17 protein-coding genes are annotated in these 14,866 nt (G+C 64.4%); 10 read left to right on the forward strand and 7 right to left on the reverse strand.

Annotated elements, in window-relative coordinates; genetic code table 11:
• The first annotated feature begins 36 nt into the window (after positions 1 to 36).
• From QM590_RS17620 to QM590_RS17635, 4 genes are read left to right on the forward strand one after another with little or no spacing between them, the layout of a single operon-like run.
• Positions 37 to 270, forward strand: a complete 234-nt coding sequence (locus tag QM590_RS17620; RefSeq protein WP_032397061.1) for an RNA-binding S4 domain-containing protein — start codon at positions 37 to 39, stop codon at positions 268 to 270.
• Complete coding sequence (locus QM590_RS17625) at positions 267 to 1,004, forward strand: class I SAM-dependent methyltransferase (RefSeq protein WP_094638467.1); 738 nt, start codon at positions 267 to 269, stop codon at positions 1,002 to 1,004. Before QM590_RS17620 ends, QM590_RS17625 begins: the two co-directional genes overlap by 4 nt.
• Positions 1,001 to 2,518, forward strand: coding sequence for an FAD-dependent oxidoreductase (locus QM590_RS17630; protein WP_269595809.1), 1,518 nt, complete (start codon positions 1,001 to 1,003; stop codon positions 2,516 to 2,518). The genes QM590_RS17625 and QM590_RS17630 overlap by 4 nt, the downstream gene beginning before the upstream one ends.
• 8 nt (positions 2,519 to 2,526) lie before the next feature.
• Entirely contained in the window at positions 2,527 to 2,982 is a 456-nt protein-coding gene (locus QM590_RS17635) for a GNAT family N-acetyltransferase (protein WP_269595808.1), read from the forward strand.
• Between the two features lie 293 nt (positions 2,983 to 3,275).
• Here QM590_RS17635 and QM590_RS17640 read toward each other — a convergent pair whose 3' ends face one another.
• Positions 3,276 to 3,725 carry an Hsp20/alpha crystallin family protein gene (locus QM590_RS17640; RefSeq protein ID WP_269595807.1) on the reverse strand — a complete coding sequence of 150 codons (450 nt, stop codon included), beginning with the start codon at positions 3,723 to 3,725 and terminating at the stop codon, positions 3,276 to 3,278.
• 229 nt (positions 3,726 to 3,954) lie between these two features.
• Here QM590_RS17640 and QM590_RS17645 point away from each other — a divergent pair, with 229 nt between their 5' ends.
• Together QM590_RS17645 and QM590_RS17650 are read left to right on the forward strand one after the other, a co-directional pair.
• On the forward strand, positions 3,955 to 4,299 hold the full coding sequence (locus QM590_RS17645) for an ArsR/SmtB family transcription factor (protein ID WP_094670403.1): 345 nt from the start codon (positions 3,955 to 3,957) through the stop codon (positions 4,297 to 4,299).
• Positions 4,296 to 4,790, forward strand: a complete 495-nt coding sequence (locus tag QM590_RS17650; protein WP_269595806.1) for an SRPBCC family protein — start codon at positions 4,296 to 4,298, stop codon at positions 4,788 to 4,790. Before QM590_RS17645 ends, QM590_RS17650 begins: the two co-directional genes overlap by 4 nt.
• On the opposite strand, the gene QM590_RS17655 is transcribed toward QM590_RS17650, so the two are convergent.
• The 3 genes from QM590_RS17655 to QM590_RS17665 form a co-directional block, all read right to left on the reverse strand.
• Positions 4,760 to 5,779, reverse strand: a complete 1,020-nt coding sequence (locus QM590_RS17655) for a Rieske (2Fe-2S) protein (RefSeq protein WP_068045338.1) — start codon at positions 5,777 to 5,779, stop codon at positions 4,760 to 4,762. The genes QM590_RS17650 and QM590_RS17655 overlap by 31 nt on opposite strands.
• Positions 5,780 to 5,943: 164 nt before the next feature.
• Positions 5,944 to 7,089 carry an NAD(P)/FAD-dependent oxidoreductase gene (locus QM590_RS17660; RefSeq protein WP_269595805.1) on the reverse strand — a complete coding sequence of 382 codons (1,146 nt, stop codon included), beginning with the start codon at positions 7,087 to 7,089 and terminating at the stop codon, positions 5,944 to 5,946.
• On the reverse strand, positions 7,086 to 7,421 hold the full coding sequence (locus QM590_RS17665; protein WP_269595804.1) for a bifunctional 3-phenylpropionate/cinnamic acid dioxygenase ferredoxin subunit: 336 nt from the start codon (positions 7,419 to 7,421) through the stop codon (positions 7,086 to 7,088). Before QM590_RS17665 ends, QM590_RS17660 begins: the two co-directional genes overlap by 4 nt.
• Before the next feature lie 177 nt (positions 7,422 to 7,598).
• Here QM590_RS17665 and QM590_RS17670 point away from each other — a divergent pair, with 177 nt between their 5' ends.
• Genes QM590_RS17670 through QM590_RS17680 form a run of 3 tightly spaced genes read left to right on the forward strand, consistent with a single transcriptional unit; the run spans position 7,599 to position 12,314 of the window.
• Positions 7,599 to 10,031 carry a GcvT family protein gene (locus tag QM590_RS17670; RefSeq protein WP_269595803.1) on the forward strand — a complete coding sequence of 811 codons (2,433 nt, stop codon included), beginning with the start codon at positions 7,599 to 7,601 and terminating at the stop codon, positions 10,029 to 10,031.
• Between the two features lies 1 nt (position 10,032).
• A complete protein-coding gene (gene solA, locus QM590_RS17675; protein WP_269595802.1) occupies positions 10,033 to 11,172 on the forward strand; it encodes an N-methyl-L-tryptophan oxidase in 1,140 nt (379 codons plus the stop codon).
• The gene (locus QM590_RS17680) at positions 11,169 to 12,314 is read left to right on the forward strand and encodes an aromatic ring-hydroxylating oxygenase subunit alpha (protein ID WP_269595801.1); all 1,146 of its coding nucleotides are present in this window, start codon (positions 11,169 to 11,171) and stop codon (positions 12,312 to 12,314) included. Before solA ends, QM590_RS17680 begins: the two co-directional genes overlap by 4 nt.
• Here the strand turns inward: QM590_RS17680 and QM590_RS17685 are convergent.
• From QM590_RS17685 to QM590_RS17695, 3 genes are read right to left on the reverse strand one after another with little or no spacing between them, the layout of a single operon-like run.
• A complete protein-coding gene (locus tag QM590_RS17685) occupies positions 12,288 to 13,049 on the reverse strand; it encodes an IclR family transcriptional regulator (RefSeq protein WP_269595800.1) in 762 nt (253 codons plus the stop codon). The two genes, QM590_RS17680 and QM590_RS17685, sit on opposite strands and share 27 nt — an antisense overlap.
• A gap of 18 nt (positions 13,050 to 13,067) precedes the next feature.
• Entirely contained in the window at positions 13,068 to 13,379 is a 312-nt protein-coding gene (locus QM590_RS17690) for an AzlD domain-containing protein (RefSeq protein ID WP_269595799.1), read from the reverse strand.
• On the reverse strand, positions 13,376 to 14,074 hold the full coding sequence (locus QM590_RS17695; RefSeq protein ID WP_269595798.1) for an AzlC family ABC transporter permease: 699 nt from the start codon (positions 14,072 to 14,074) through the stop codon (positions 13,376 to 13,378). Before QM590_RS17695 ends, QM590_RS17690 begins: the two co-directional genes overlap by 4 nt.
• A gap of 66 nt (positions 14,075 to 14,140) precedes the next feature.
• On the opposite strand from QM590_RS17695, the gene QM590_RS17700 reads away from it, so the two are divergent.
• Complete coding sequence (locus tag QM590_RS17700; protein WP_269595797.1) at positions 14,141 to 14,698, forward strand: XRE family transcriptional regulator; 558 nt, start codon at positions 14,141 to 14,143, stop codon at positions 14,696 to 14,698.
• Positions 14,699 to 14,866 lie beyond the last annotated feature (168 nt).

The following is a 14,866-nucleotide window of genomic DNA, read 5'->3' on the forward strand; positions in this document are numbered from 1 at the left end:
GTAGCAGCGAACGGCGCGCTAGTACAGGATGGAGACATGTCCGACGCACACGATGTCCCCATTCGCGACGAATCGATCAGGCTGGGCCAGTTCCTCAAGCTCGCCAACCTCATCGAATCCGGTGCCGAAGCCAAGGGCGTCATCGCCGACGGTTTGGTGAGCGTCAACGGGGACGTGGATGTGCGGCGCGGACGGCAGTTGCAGCACGGTGATGTCGTATCGGTCCAGGGTGGGCCCTCGGCCCGCGTGAGCAAGGAAGAGGCACTGTGAAGGTCGGAAAGAGCGGACTGCCGCGAAACGAAGTTCCCGGGGCATTCGACGTCGGCGCGAAGGCGTACGACCGACTTGTCGGAGCGAACCCCGGTTACCACGAGCACCTGCTCAAGTCGGCCAAGCGGCTGCGGATCCCCGATCTCGGTGCCGGCCTGCGCTTGCTCGACATCGGTTGCGGTACCGGTGCATCCACTGCCGCGTTGCTCGAAGCCGCCCCGCACGCAGAGATCGTCGCCGCCGACGCATCCGCCGAAATGCTCGAGGTCGCTCGGAGCAAGGACTGGCCGTCGAACGTGACGTTCGTGCACTCACGCGTCGAGGATCTGGCCGTGAACGGGGTCGACGGTCCCTTCGACGCGATCCTGGCCGCATACCTCATCCGGAATGTCGACGAACCCGACACCGAGCTGAAATCGCTTCTGGCGCTGCTGCGTCCGGGCTCGACCATCGCGTTCCACGAGTACTCGGTACACGATTCGCTCCGCGCCAGGATCTCCTGGAACGTGGTGAGCTGGGGCATCATCATTCCGCTCGGCTGGCTCGCGACCCGTGACGCCACCCTGTACCGGCACCTGTGGCGCAGCGTCGTGACCTTCGACGGCGCGTCGGCCTTCATGCGGCGGATGCAGCGTGCGGGGTACACCGGCGTAGCGAGAGAAACGATGACCGGGTGGCAGAACGGTGTGGTGCACACGTTCCTCGGCTCTCGTCCCAGGGAGGAAGAGCGTTGACCGACTCCAAGAAGGTCACCCATGCTGCCGCGCAGGGATATTCGGATGCCGGTCAGCTGGCTGACGTCCCGCACGTGGTGGTGGTCGGCGGCGGTATCGCAGGCCTGAGCGCCGCGACAGCGCTGGCCGAGCGTGGTGTGAAGGTGCACCTGGTCGAGCGTGAGAGCTACCTCGGCGGCCGCGTCGGCGGGTGGGACACGACGCTGGAGGACGGATCGCCCGCGACCATGAGCCGCGGCTTCCATGCGTTCTTCCGGCAGTACTACAACCTGCGAAACCTGTTGCGCCGCACCGATCCAGGGTTGTCTCGGTTGCGTCCGGTCGACGACTACCCGCTGATCGACGGCGACGGCCGGATCGACGGCTTCAAAGGGTTGCCCGACACTCCGCCGCTCAACGCATTCGCGTTCGTCAAGCGTAGTCCGACGTTCCGGTGGAAGGACCTCGCCGACCTCAACGGCATCGCCGCCCTCCCGCTGATGACGGTGAGGGTGCCCAAGACCTTCGACGAGCTGGACACCACTCCGGCCGCAGAGTTTCTGCGTAACATCAACTTTCCCGAGGCCGCGCGGCACCTGGCGTTCGGCGTGTTCTCCCGCAGCTTCTTCGCCGATCCCGAGAAGATGTCCGCCGCCGAGCTGGCGATGATGTTCCACATCTACTTCCTCGGCTCCTCCGAGGGCCTGATCTTCGACGTTCCCCGTGACCCGTATCCACAGGCGCTGTGGGACCCGCTGGGGGAATACCTCACCGGACTCGGAGTCGACATCAGAACCTCCACACCGTGCGGTGAGATCACCCGCGGCGGCCTGCGAAAGTTCCGCGTCGACGCGGGCGGCATCATCGACGCCGACGCGGTGGTTCTTGCCACCGACATCGCCGGATTGCAGCGTGTGCTCGAGCAGTCATCCGAGCTCGGGACACCTGATTGGCGCAAACAGGTTGCAGCGCTGCAGAACACACCGCCGTTCCTGGTGCACCGCGTGTGGTTGAGCAAGGCCGTCAACGCGGACCGTCCCGCCTTCATCGGCACCGGAGGCATGCCCCCGATCGACAACATCAGCGTGCTCGAACGCTTCGAGGACGAGGCCGCGCAGTGGGCTGCCCGCACCGGCGGCTCCGTCGTCGAACTGCACGCCTACGCCGCCGAGGAATCCGAGGAGGTCACACGGGCGCAGCTGATGGATCGGATGTATCAGATCTATCCGGAAACCGCTGATGCGGAGGTGATCGCCGAGCGTTCCGAGTGGCGCGACGACTGCCCGATGTTCGGCCTCGGCGCGTTTGCCGAGCGTCCGACCGTCCGAACTCCGGAACCTGCTCTGGTACTTGCGGGCGACGGCATTCGTATCGATCTGCCGGTGGCGCTGATGGAACGCGCGGCCACTACCGGACTGCAGGCCGCGAACACACTGTTGGCGAGCTGGGGTATCACCGGACACGACATCGAAACAGTGCCGACCAGTGGACGATTCAAGATGTTCGACGCCATCGAGAGACTCATGAACAGGTGACTTCGGGCATGCGGATCGAGGTCGACGATCTGTCGCGTCCGGAGGTGCACGCGCTACTCAGCGAGCATCTCGAGGACATGCACGCCACCTCGCCTGCCGAGAGTGTGCACGCCCTCGATCTGTCGGGTCTGCGCGGACCTGGCGTCACCGTCTGGACCGCCTGGGAGGCGGACGCACTGCTGGGAATTGTTGCGCTGAAGAAGCTTTCACCTGATCATGCTGAGCTGAAGTCGATGTGGACCACCGGCGCGGCGCGGGGACAGAGTGTGGCATCGCGGCTGCTCGGCTTCGTATTGGACCAGGCTCGGGAGCGGGGCTATGTCAGGGTGAGCCTGGAGACGGGAACTCAGGACTACTTCGCCGCCGCCCGCAGATTGTATGTGCGACACGGATTCGTCGAGTGTCCGCCGTTCGCGGACTACGTGGTGGATCCATCGAGTGCGTTCTTTTCGTTGTCCCTGTAGACGTTCCGAGGAGAAGGGCCGGCACCGAGTGTTCGGTGCCGGCCCTTCTCGTCAGGCTGCGTGCTGTGTGTGCGGGTAGAGATCGTCGTCGAGAGGCACGGCTCGACACTGATCGAGCACATCCGCCGTCGAGCATTCCCTCATGCTTGTCTCCACGCCCACAACCGTGCGCCACCAGCGCTCACGGTCGGTCGATTCCGTCCACACCACCGCCTCGGACTGCATAGTGCATCACCCCAATGGTTTTCGTGATCTGTTCGCCGGAGTGTTTGGGATGTCGGTGTGTTCTCGGATCAGGTCGACTCGTGTGCGATGGACTTCTGTTCGGCTGCAATGTCGCCGTGTGCGATGTCGACCTTGCGCGGCTTCGCGCGTTCCGCGAGGGGAATCGTGATCGACAGAACGCCGTTGTCGTACGACGCGGAGATGCGCTCGGTATCGACGCCGTCGCCCAGCGAGACCTGGCGACGGAACGTTCCGGCGAATCGCTCCGAGGTGATCCACTGCACGCCAGTGCTTTCCGGAGCGGATCGGTGAGCGGTGAGCGTCAACGTACCGCGATCGACGTCGACATCGATCGATCCGGGGTCGACGCCGGGCAGATCGGCACTGAGCACGTAGTGGTCGTCGACTTTGTAGAGGTCCATCGGCATGAATCGCGGGGCGCGGTCCGAACCGGAAGAGGCACCCAGCATGGCCGAGGTGAGGGAATCGACATCACGGAACGGATCGAAACGAAGCACAGCAACCACCTCCTGTACCCAGATGCGCTCACCCCTGTGGCGAGTCGCTCCTCAACTGTGCAGAACAGAAATTAGCACTCTCAACCGTGGAGTGCCAAGAGGGATTCCGAAGGTTCTCAGAGATTTTTCAGATCCAATAGTGCTGTGCCGCAGTGGGGGTCATGATCGCACGAGCTCGTTCAGATACTTAGCTCTTGCGCTAAGTATTGCTGCAGCGATAGTGTGCCTTATGGCTCAGTATTCGACTGTTCTCGACGATGTGTTTCAGGCACTGGCCGACCCGACCCGGCGGGCAGTGTTGAGCCGGTTGGGATCCGGACCGGCCACAGTGGGCGAACTCGCCGAACCGTTCGACATGACTCTGCCGTCGTTCATGAAACACATTCACCTGCTCGAGCGCAGTGGCTGGATTCGCACGCGCAAGGTGGGCCGGGTGCGTGCGTGCACGATCGAGCGAACCAATCTGGATGCAGCCGGACACTGGCTGCAGGAACAACGCGCCGTCTGGGAATCCCGGACGGACCGCCTCGAAGACTTTGTCACCCGGACCTCGAACGAAAGTGAACCGCAATGACATCGATCGATCCTGCTACGGACTTGACCATCTCCCGCGTCATCAGGGCTCCACGGGCAGCAGTGTGGAGTGCGTGGACGGACCCGTCGAAGTTCGAGAAGTGGTGGATTCCCGCACCGGCACTGTGTCGTGTCGATGCCTGGGATCCGAAGCCCGGAGGAGCATTCCGCACACTGATCAGTGAATCCGGCGGTGCCTACGAACCACACATGGACGGCTGCTTTCTCGCCGTCGACGACGGTGAGCGCATCGTCTTCACCAACTCGCTCGTCGAGGGTTGGCGGCCGGCACCCCAGTTGTTCATGACCGCGGTGATCACCCTCTCCGACCACCCCGATGGAACCGAGTACCACGCCCACGTGATGCACCGCAACGAAGAAGACCGAAAGATGCACGAGGAGTACGGCTTCCACGACGGCTGGGGCACCGTCATCGCACAACTCGCCGAGTTCGTCGAGGGTCAGGCGCGGCCCTGCGAACGCAACTCGTAGCGTCGCTCGGCGTAGTCGAGGTCGTCCTTCCACAGCCGTGCAGCGGTGAAGTTCATCGCCGGTCGCAACAGACCGGATGCCTTGCGTGCCATCTGGAATCCCGGACGATCCGAGCTGGCGATCGTGGCCTCGATGACAGCGGTGCGCGGGGTGCCATCGGGCGCGGGAGCCAGCGGCGTCGCATGCGTTTCGACGACGCTGCCCGCTCCTTCGCCGTCGAGAATGCGCATGACGATCGTGCGGGGACCGGGACAGACGAACTCGGCCCGCACCGGAACTCCGACGCCACGGCTGACACGGAAGGTCACATCGACGAGGAAGCGATCGTCCTCGTCGGGCACATCGATGTCGGTGGGCGCACTGACGACCTTCAGTCTCGCGAACGAGTACGGGTGGAACCACGCACCGTGCCAGGGGTCGAGTCGATTGGCGATGATGTCGTCGGGCTCGCACTTGCCGACGAGGGTGACCACTCCGGCGATGGCAGTCGAGGCCGGCGGGCGGATCGGGACCACGGGGACAGGCGTCGGCTCCTCACCGCCGAGCTCGTCGAGACGAACCCACACCAGAACCCCGTCGTCGAATGCGGGAACCGGACGCCAACCGGGCTTGCCCTTCGGCCCGAGCGCAAGACCGTGCCAGCGGCAGACCAACGTGTCGCATTCGATCTTTGCGGTGTCCAACGCTGCACCGAGATGCGGACATGCGCCCGGCCCGATGTGCACCTTGCCCGCCGAGTCACGCCACGCGACGAGTTCGGTGGTGCCCACATAGCGGCCGAACGGCTTGTCGGCCTTGACGTCGCGACTGGCAGCGAACACGAACCAGTTGCCTGAGGTCCGCGTCTTCGCACGCTTCAAAGCAGACTCGATGACCTGCGGATTCGCACCCTTCCAGGTGGGCTCCTGCTTGGCCCACGACTCCGACGGCAGCGGCTGCAACGGCATCGTCTTCGGCCAACGTCGTCGTACTGCATCCAGCGCGGTCATTGTTGCTCCCAAAGTCGACAATCGATTCCCGTGTTCTTTCACCATTGTTCCCGTTCGTGGGTACTCAATGTGACATCTGGTGGCCTTTTCGGGGGTCAATGTCACATCGAGTGGACTCGGGGAGCGGTTGTGGGAGGTTGTCGGCGGAGGGAAATGGTGGACGCTCAGGCCGTTGGGTTCGCGGTATCGACCACCTGGCGGCGCCATTTGCCGAATGATCGGGGCGAGGACACTGCGAGTACGGCGACCGGGTGATTGTCGTGTCGGTAGAGCGCGACGAAGGGGCCGGTGGCGGGGTCGCCTTCCACGATTTCGGCGACGCAGTGGGGTCCGTGATGTCCGGCGAATTGGATTCGTGCGGCGTATTGGTCCGACCACACGTACGGCAGTCCGGTGAAAGTCTTGGACCCACCGGTGAGGAGCGCCTCGACGGCGACGGCCGGTCGGGTGGCGGCGGAGGTCCAGTGTTCGTCGCGTCGAATCACCCCCGCGGCATCTCGCACCGCAGCGCAGTCACCGACGGCGAGCACAGCCGGGTTCGAGGTGATGCCGCGCTGATCGGTCACCACCCCGCCGCAGATCTCCAGTTCGGATCCGTCGAGCCAGCCGACATTGGGCACCGAGCCCACTCCGAGCACGACCACATCGGACTCGATCGTTGAACCGTCCGCCAATTCCACCGCACGCACCCGCCCCGCCGCGACGACGAATCCGGCCACCGACACCCCGGTCAGTAGTGCCGCACCGGCGTTCCGATGCCAGCCGGCGATGAGTGAACCCAACTCACCACCGAACACGCGGGCAAGCGGGGTCTTCGATGCCTCGACCACCGTCACCGATGCGCCCAATCGAAGTGCCGTCGAGGCCACTTCGCTGCCGATGAATCCGGCACCGACCACCGTGACTCGAACGCCGGGCACCAACGAACTCCGCAGGGCCAGCGCATCGTCGAGGCTGCGGAGCACGTGAATCCCGTCGACGCCGATGGTCCCCGGCAGGCGGATGGCGGATGCACCCGTCGCGATCACCACGGCATCCGCCGTCACATCGCCGGAGACGGTGGATACCGTCGTTCCCGACAGGCCCGTCGCCGCGCATCCGAGGCGCCAGTCGAGATCGAGGTCGTCGACGTCCAGCGATACGGCCGATTCGTCGCCGAGCAGAAAAGCCTTGGACAACGGGGGACGGTCGTACGGCTGGTGCACTTCGTCGCCGATCATCGTGATGCGGCCGTCGAAACCCTGATCACGCAGGGCCCGGGCCGCGGCGACTCCGGCGAGCGAGGCACCGACCACCGTCACCGATTTCACGGGGTGACCGCGATGCGGATGACCCCGTCCTCGACGTGTACGGCGTGCGTTCGCACCGGAACCTTGGCGGGCGCGCCGAGTGCAGCACCGGTGCGGAGATCGAAACATGCTGTGTGCAAGGGGCATTCGACGGCGCAGCCTTCGACCCAACCCTCGGACAGTGAGGCGTCCTGGTGGGTGCAGGTGTCGTCGATGGCGAAGAACTCACCCTCGACGTTGAAGATCGCGATCGGCGGTGCCCCGGCCGGGGTGATGCGCAGGGCCTCCCCGTCGGGGAGATCCTCGGCGCGACCGACGTCGAGCAGGACGCGGGTGGAGAACGTTGCGGTCATGGTCGGGCCTCCGGGGACCTGAGGGTGTGCAGTGCTCGTGTTGTACCCAGCGTGAGATCACCCCGTTGCGGCGATGGAACGCTCGAGTTTCGATCGTGTGAATCTGTTGCGCTATACGAAGTGCAGTTCGTATTGTGCAACTAAATCAACTCGACGTACACCCCCTAGGAGCGTGTCATGTCCTCGAGCATCCCGAGGGTTGTGATCGTCGGTGCCGGAATCGTCGGCTGCAGCCTCGCCGACGAACTCACCGCGCGCGGCTGGACCGACGTGACAGTCCTGGACAAGGGCCCGCTACCGCTCACCGGCGGTTCCACCTCGCATGCGCCGGGACTGGTGTTCGCCACGAACTCCTCCCGATCGATGTCGCGATTCGCGGCCTACACGGCGTCGAAGTTCAAGAACCTCGACTGCTTCCTCGACGTCGGCGGACTGGAAGTGGCGACGACGCCGGAGCGCGTCGACGAGCTGCATCGACGCCACGGCTTCGCGTCGTCCTGGGGACTGACGTCGGAAGTGGTGGACGCCGAGCGATGCCTCGAGCTCTACCCCTTGCTCGACGGCAGCCGAGTCCTCGCCGGTTTGTTCACACCGGACGACGGATTGGCCAAGGCCGTGAAGGCCAGCGCGACGCAGGCCGAGCGGGCCACCGCCCTCGGTGCGCGCTTCATCGGCGGCATGGAGGTCACATCGATAGACCAGAGCAACGGCCGAGTGACGGCTGTGCGCGCGGGCGAGCACACGTTCGACGCCGACATCGTGGTCTGCTGTGCCGGGTTCTGGGGGCCGGAGCTCGGTGACCTTCTCGGCATGCAGGTACCCCTGCAGCCGCTGGCGCATCAGTACGCACACACCACGGCACTGGACCTGCCCTCGCGTCGAGCGGGAACCGAGGCCACGCTGCCCATCCTGCGGCATCAGGACGAGCGGTTGTACTACCGCGAGCACGGCGACCATCTGGGAATCGGCTCGTACCACCATCGGCCGATGCCCGTCGATTCGCGCGAGCTCGGATCGAGCGAGGACGTGACCGCCGAGAGCATGCCGTCGTCGATGCCGTTCACCGAGAACGATTTCGCCGACGCCTGGCAGCGCAGCACCGAGCTGATTCCCACACTCGGAGACGCGAAGATTCAGCACGCGTTCAACGGCATCTTCTCCTTCACCCCGGACGGAGCGCCGATCGTCGGCGAATCCCGAGAAGTCCAGGGACTGTGGGTATCCGAGGCGATCTGGGTGACGCATTCTGCCGGCGTTGCAAAGTCACTCGCAGAGCAGATGATCACCGGGCACAGCGAGATCGACATGCACGAGTGCGACCTGTACCGATTCGAGAAGACGGACCTGGTGCCGTCCAACGTCGCGCGGACGAGTGCGCAGAACTTCGTCGAGGTCTACGACATCATTCACCCGCTTCAGCCGAAGGTGGAACCACGACCACTGCGCGTGAGCCCGTTCTACGGTCGCCAGCAGGAACTCGGCGCGATGTTTCTCGACGGTGCCGGCTGGGAGCGGCCGCACTGGTACGAATCGAACAGTGTTCTGCTCGAACAACTTCCGGAGCAGTGGCAGGCACCCAAGCGCGAGCCGTGGTCGGCGCACTTCTGGTCGCCGATCAGCGCCGTCGAGGCCTGGCGCACTCGTGAAGCCGTCGCGATGTACGACATGACGCCGCTACGACGCCTCGAGGTCGGCGGACCCGGTGCACTCGCGCTGCTGCAGAAGTTGACGACCAACCAGCTCGACAAGAAGGTCGGCAGCGTCACCTATGCTCTGATGCTCGACGCGACCGGCGGCATCCGGAGCGACGTGACCGTGGCGCGGGTGGCCGTGGATCGTTTCCAGGTGGGAGTGAACGGCCCGCTCGACGAGGACTGGATGCTCCGTCATGCCGGTAGCGATGTCTACGTTCGCGATATCACCGGTGCCACAGCCTGTATCGGACTCTGGGGGCCACTGGCCCGAGAGGTGCTGGCACCCCTCACCTCGGCCGACATCTCGCATACGGGTCTGAAGTATTTCAACGGCCGAGCGATTGCTGTGGGCGGAGTCGACGTCCTGGCGCTGCGACTGTCCTATGTGGGCGAGCTCGGCTGGGAGCTCTACACCGACGCCGATACCGCACTGCGCCTGTGGGACACGCTGTGGGAGGCAGGGCAGGCGCACGGCGTCGTGGCCGCAGGACGGAGTGCGTTCAACAGCCTCCGGCTCGAGAAGGGCTACCGATCCTGGGGCACCGACATGACCACCGAACACGATCCGTATCAGGCGGGTCTCGGGTTCGCGGTGCGAAAAGCCAAGGGCGACTTCATCGGAGCCTCGGCGCTGCAGGAAGGACGCGGCGGACCGGTGCTGACCTGCCTGACGTTGGACGACCCGTCGCACGTGGTGATGGGCAAGGAACCGGTGTTGATCGACGGCACCGTGGCTGGCTACGTCACCAGTGCCGCCTACGGATACACGATCGGCAAGACGGTGTCCTACGCCTGGCTACCGGCAGGGCTGCAACCCGGCGATCACGTTGCAGTGCAGTACTTCCGTGACCTACTACCCGCGACGGTCATGGCCGAACCGCTGGTGGATCCCGACATGAACAAGATCAGGTGTTGATATGACGTATGACGTGATTGTTCTCGGTATCGGCGGAATGGGCAGTGCCGCCGCCTGTCACCTCGCCCGACGCGGACAGCGGGTGCTGGGTATCGACCAGTTCGGTCCCGCGCATGCGCTGGGATCGAGTCACGGTGGCTCCCGCATCTACCGGCAGTCGTACTTCGAGGACCCGGCCTACGTACCGTTGCTCCTGCGCGCGTACGAACTGTGGCACGACCTTGCCTCGGACAGTGGGCGGGACGTGTTCACCGAAACCGGTGGTCTCTACGTGGGAAGGCCGGACGGGCTCACGTTCGGCGGTAGCCTGCGTGCCTCGGAGCAGTGGGGCCTGAAGCACGATGTGCTCGACCCCACCGAGGCGCAGCGGCGCTTCCCGACGGTACGGCTGCAGCCCGACGAGTTCGCCCTCTTCGAGGAGAAGGCGGGAATCGCGCGACCGGAGACGACGGTCGCCGCGCATCTCGATCTGGCCGAGGCTGCGGGTGCGGAACTGCGATACGACGAAAAGGTGCTCGGTTGGGAATCCACCGACTCCTCGGTGACCGTCACGACGGTCGCCGGCACGTACACCGCTGGTGCACTGGTCATCTCACCGGGAGCGTGGGCACCGAAGCTGTTGGCCGAGATCGGCGTACCGATGGTGGTGGAACGGCAGGTGATGCACTGGATCACCCCGGAGTCGGGCGAAGCGGCCTTCGACAGCTCGCACCACCCCGTCTACATCTGCGGGGACGGGCCCGATCAGATCTACGGCTTTCCGGCCATCGACGGCGACGGCGGCGGCGTGAAGATCTCGTTCTTCCGGGCCGGAACGCCGTGCGATCCCGACACCATCGATCGCACAGTGCATCCCGAGGAGATCGCGCGACTGCAGCAGCGCATCGTCACCACGTTTCCGGCGCTGTCCGGACCGCATCAGGATGCGAAGACCTGCATGTACACCACGACGCCGGACGAGCACTTCGTTGTCGCTAAGCACCCGGATCACGCGAATGTGACAGTGGCGTGCGGCTTCTCGGGGCACGGCTTCAAGTTCGTCCCCGTCATCGGCGAAGTCCTCGCCGACCTCGCGATCGACGGCACGACGAAGCATCCCATCGCACTCTTCGACCCGGCGAGATGCGCGGTGACGGCATGACCATGGTCGATCCCGAACTGCAGCCGACTCTGCTTCCGACGCTGGGAGGTGAAACCTACGTCGATCCCGCATATTTCGTCCGCGAGCAGGATGGGATATTCGAGCAGATGTGGTTCTGTGCCATCAGGTCGGACGACATCGTCGAGCCTGGCAACTTCCGGACGGTTCAGATCGGGCGAGAGTCGGTTCTGATCAGTCGCAATCGAAAGGGCGGTGTGACCGCGTTCTTCAACATCTGCCGTCATCGCGGCGCGACACTGTGTACCGAGGCGTCGGGAACGGTGCGTCGAAACTTCCAATGCCCCTATCACGCATGGACGTACGATCTCGACGGGAAACTGATCGCAGCTCCCAACCTGATCGACATGCCGATGATCGACCGGGTGGAGTACGGGCTGCGGAAGGTGCATGTTCGGGAGTGGCTCGGCTACGTCTGGGTGTGCGTCGCCGAGGATGCGCCGTCGTTCGAGGACACGGTGCAGGGTGATGTTCGCGAACGGCTCGGCGGTGTGGGTGCTATCGATTCGTACGACATGGACTCGCTCGCCCTGGGACGTCGGATCGTCTACGACGTCAAGGCCAACTGGAAGCTCATCGTCGAGAACTTCATGGAGTGCTATCACTGCGCAACGATTCACCCCGAGCTCACCGAGGTGCTACCGGAGTTCGCCGACGGCATGGCAGCGCAGATATACGTGGGCCACGGTGCCGAGTTCGGCAGCGACATCGCCGGTTTCACGGTCGACGGTTCCCATGGGTTCGACGCCCTCGACGGTGTGAGCGAGGACCGTGATCGGCGGTACTACGCGATCACGGTTCGGCCGACGGTGTTCGTCAACCTCGTCCCCGATCACGTGATCATCCATCGCATGTTCCCGATGGCCGTGGATCGCACTGTCGTCGAATGCGATTGGCTGTATGCGCCCGGGGTGGTCGCCGATCCGACCAACGCGGCAACGATGGACAAGTCGGTGGAGCTGTTCCATCGCGTCAACGAGCAGGATTTCGAGGCGTGCGAGCGGTGTCAGCCGGCGATGTCGTCACGGATGTATCGCGACGGCGGGGTGCTGGTGCCGGCCGAGCATCACATCAGGGTGTTCCATGACTGGGTCGGATCACGCGTGGCCGGACCAACCCAATAGCGTCGAGACACGCTGTGCTGCTTCGAGAACCGAGGATCCAGCAGCGGTGAGACGGTCCTCGTCGAGGCGGTAGGCGGGACCGGAGACAGTGATGGCACCCACCGCGGAACCGTCGTAGCTGATGATGGTAGCTGCTGTCGCGTTGAGTCCTATCTCCAACTCTTCACGGGCGTAGGCAATCCCGGTGGCACGGACCGTCTCGATCTCGTCGAGCAGATCGGCCTTGGTGGTGATGGTGTTCGCGGTGAACAGTTCGAGATGACCGTCGACGCCGGCTTTGAGGAGCGAGTCGTCGTACGCCATCAGGGCTTTCCCGCTGGACGTCGCGTGCAGAGCCGATCTCTCACCGAGCCAGTTGTGACTGATGATCGACGAGCCGCCCCGAACCTGATCGATGTTGACGGTCACGTTGCCGTCGGGCACAGCGATGTTGACGGTCTCGCCGATGGTGTCGGCGAGTTCCTGCAGGATCGGTCGGGCGATGCGGGTGATGTCGAGTTGAGCGGATACGGACGTGGCGAGGCGGATCAGGCCGATGCCCAGGCGATACTTGCCGCGTTCACCCGGTTGTTCGACGAGTCGGCGAAATTCCAGTGCGCTGAGCAGGCGAAAGGCCGTGGACTTGTGGACCTCGAGGTGCGCCGCAACGTCTTGAACCCCGGATTCGCCGTGGTCGGCCAGGTATTCGAGCACCTCGATCGCACGGTCGACGGACTGGACAGGGGACTCGGACACCAACCCAGTCTTGCAGACTCAGCTGACGCCGACCCATCGAAGTGCCGCAGTAGTGGCAGCAGCGGCGAGAACGATGACGACGAACGGCGCTCGTCGCCAGGCAAGTACGGCGGCAACGGCGACTCCCGCGGGCAACGCGAATCCGGCGAAGTCCTTGCCCACGAGGAGGGTCGATGTGGCGACCAGTGCCACGAAGATGACGGCGACGGCAGTGGTCATCACCTTGTCGATCCGGGGTGAGATGGCGACTCGGGTCCTCAGTGCCGGGCCGGCGATGCGGAGCGCGTAGGTGCCGATGACCAGTGCGAGCAGGGGAATCGTGAGGTTCATGCGGATTCCTTCTGTGCAACAGGAGCATTGGAGAGCATGACCGGTACGACGGCGACCAGTGCCAAGAGCACGGGTAGTCCGCTGGGCAGGAACATCGAGGCGACGAGCGCAATGCATGCTCCGACGAGGGCTGCGTTGCGGGTGGCCCGGTCTCGGAGCGCGGGCATGATCAGTCCCAGCAGGATCGCAGGGAATGCGGCATCGAGACCGAGTGCGGCGGTATCGGTGATCGCACCGCCGCCGAGCGTGCCGATCACGACGCCGATGTTCCAGGTGACGAACAGTCCGATCCCGCACAGCCAGAACGCTGTTCGACGGCTGCCCTCGTCCTTTTCGGCAACGCTGAAGGCCACTGCCTCGTCGGTGATGAGGTGAGTTCCGATTAGTCGCTTCATCGGAGAGACGTTGCGAAACACCTCACCGATGGAGAAGCCGAGCGGAACCAGTCGGATGTTGGCGAGCAACGCGCTGGCGACGGCGGCAACGGGATTGCCGCCTGCCGCCAGAATGCCGACGAAAATGAATTGGGACGACCCGGCGAAGACCACCAGTGACATCACGACCGGCAGCCACAGGGGCAGACCCGCTGCCACCGAGATGGCACCGAACGAAGCCCCGACCAGAGCGTCGGCCAGGCAGACCAACGCGATGTCGCGGATGTTGACCCCGGGCAGGGTTCGCCATGTCGAACGCATGGTCGTTATAGTGGACGATGTTAGGCTGTTCGTCAAATCAAACGAACGTACCGATGGAGTGAACGAATGGCGGATACCGGTCCACCGATCGCGGCAATAGCTGCCGCTCTCCAGCAGGAACGACGACGCGTGGGCCTTTCGCTCGCAGAAGTTGCGCGTCGTGCAGGGATTGCGAAATCGACTCTGTCGCAGCTTGAATCGGGTACCGGGAACCCGAGCCTCGAGACTCTCTGGGCGCTCAGCGTCACCCTGGACGTGCCGTTCTCCAGGTTGGTCGAGCCCGCGAAGCAGTCGGTCCGCCTGATTCGTGCGGGGGAGGGACCGAGATTCGCGTCGGACAGGGCGGACTACACGGCGACGCTGTTGGCGTCGTCTCCACCGAACGCTCGGCGGGACATCTATCTGATCAGCGCCGACGTCGGTGAACCGAGGCGCTCGGACCCACACTCGCCGAATGTCGTCGAGCATGTGGTGCTCAGTGCCGGGCGCGCTATGGTCGGCCCGATGGGGGAGGCCGTCGAACTGGTGCTGGGCGACTACGTTGCCTACCCCGGCGACGTGCCGCATATCTTCGAGGCCCTCGAGCCGAACACCATGGCAGTGATGATCACCGAACACAGCTGACGTAGAGGGAATAGTCGGCGGGCATGCCTCGTTGGACTCTTTCGACGGCGTTCGCTTGGCAAGCCCCGGGCCTCACCCCATTTGTCGCTTCGAGCGACCACTCGCCGAGAGGCGTTTGCAGCGGACGTCGTCCCTACTTTTGTCCGCGGATCGAAAGGGACAGGATTC

This window comes from Rhodococcus sp. IEGM 1372, assembly GCF_030056835.1.
Lineage (GTDB): Bacteria > Actinomycetota > Actinomycetes > Mycobacteriales > Mycobacteriaceae > Rhodococcoides.

What these genes read in the sequence shown, in the direction of transcription:
- QM590_RS17655 (WP_068045338.1), bottom strand. Translation starts at nt 5,779, where the DNA reads ATGACCGCGCTGGATGCAGTACGACGACGTTGGCCGAAGACGATGCCG.
- QM590_RS17700 (WP_269595797.1), top strand. Translation starts at nt 14,141, where the DNA reads ATGGCGGATACCGGTCCACCGATCGCGGCAATAGCTGCCGCTCTCCAG.
- QM590_RS17645 (WP_094670403.1), top strand. Translation starts at nt 3,955, where the DNA reads ATGGCTCAGTATTCGACTGTTCTCGACGATGTGTTTCAGGCACTGGCC.
- QM590_RS17650 (WP_269595806.1), top strand. Translation starts at nt 4,296, where the DNA reads ATGACATCGATCGATCCTGCTACGGACTTGACCATCTCCCGCGTCATC.
- QM590_RS17670 (WP_269595803.1), top strand. Translation starts at nt 7,599, where the DNA reads ATGTCCTCGAGCATCCCGAGGGTTGTGATCGTCGGTGCCGGAATCGTC.
- QM590_RS17690 (WP_269595799.1), bottom strand. Translation starts at nt 13,379, where the DNA reads ATGAACCTCACGATTCCCCTGCTCGCACTGGTCATCGGCACCTACGCG.
- QM590_RS17695 (WP_269595798.1), bottom strand. Translation starts at nt 14,074, where the DNA reads ATGCGTTCGACATGGCGAACCCTGCCCGGGGTCAACATCCGCGACATC.
- solA (WP_269595802.1), top strand. Translation starts at nt 10,033, where the DNA reads ATGACGTATGACGTGATTGTTCTCGGTATCGGCGGAATGGGCAGTGCC.
- QM590_RS17680 (WP_269595801.1), top strand. Translation starts at nt 11,169, where the DNA reads ATGACCATGGTCGATCCCGAACTGCAGCCGACTCTGCTTCCGACGCTG.
- QM590_RS17635 (WP_269595808.1), top strand. Translation starts at nt 2,527, where the DNA reads ATGCGGATCGAGGTCGACGATCTGTCGCGTCCGGAGGTGCACGCGCTA.
- QM590_RS17620 (WP_032397061.1), top strand. Translation starts at nt 37, where the DNA reads ATGTCCGACGCACACGATGTCCCCATTCGCGACGAATCGATCAGGCTG.
- QM590_RS17665 (WP_269595804.1), bottom strand. Translation starts at nt 7,421, where the DNA reads ATGACCGCAACGTTCTCCACCCGCGTCCTGCTCGACGTCGGTCGCGCC.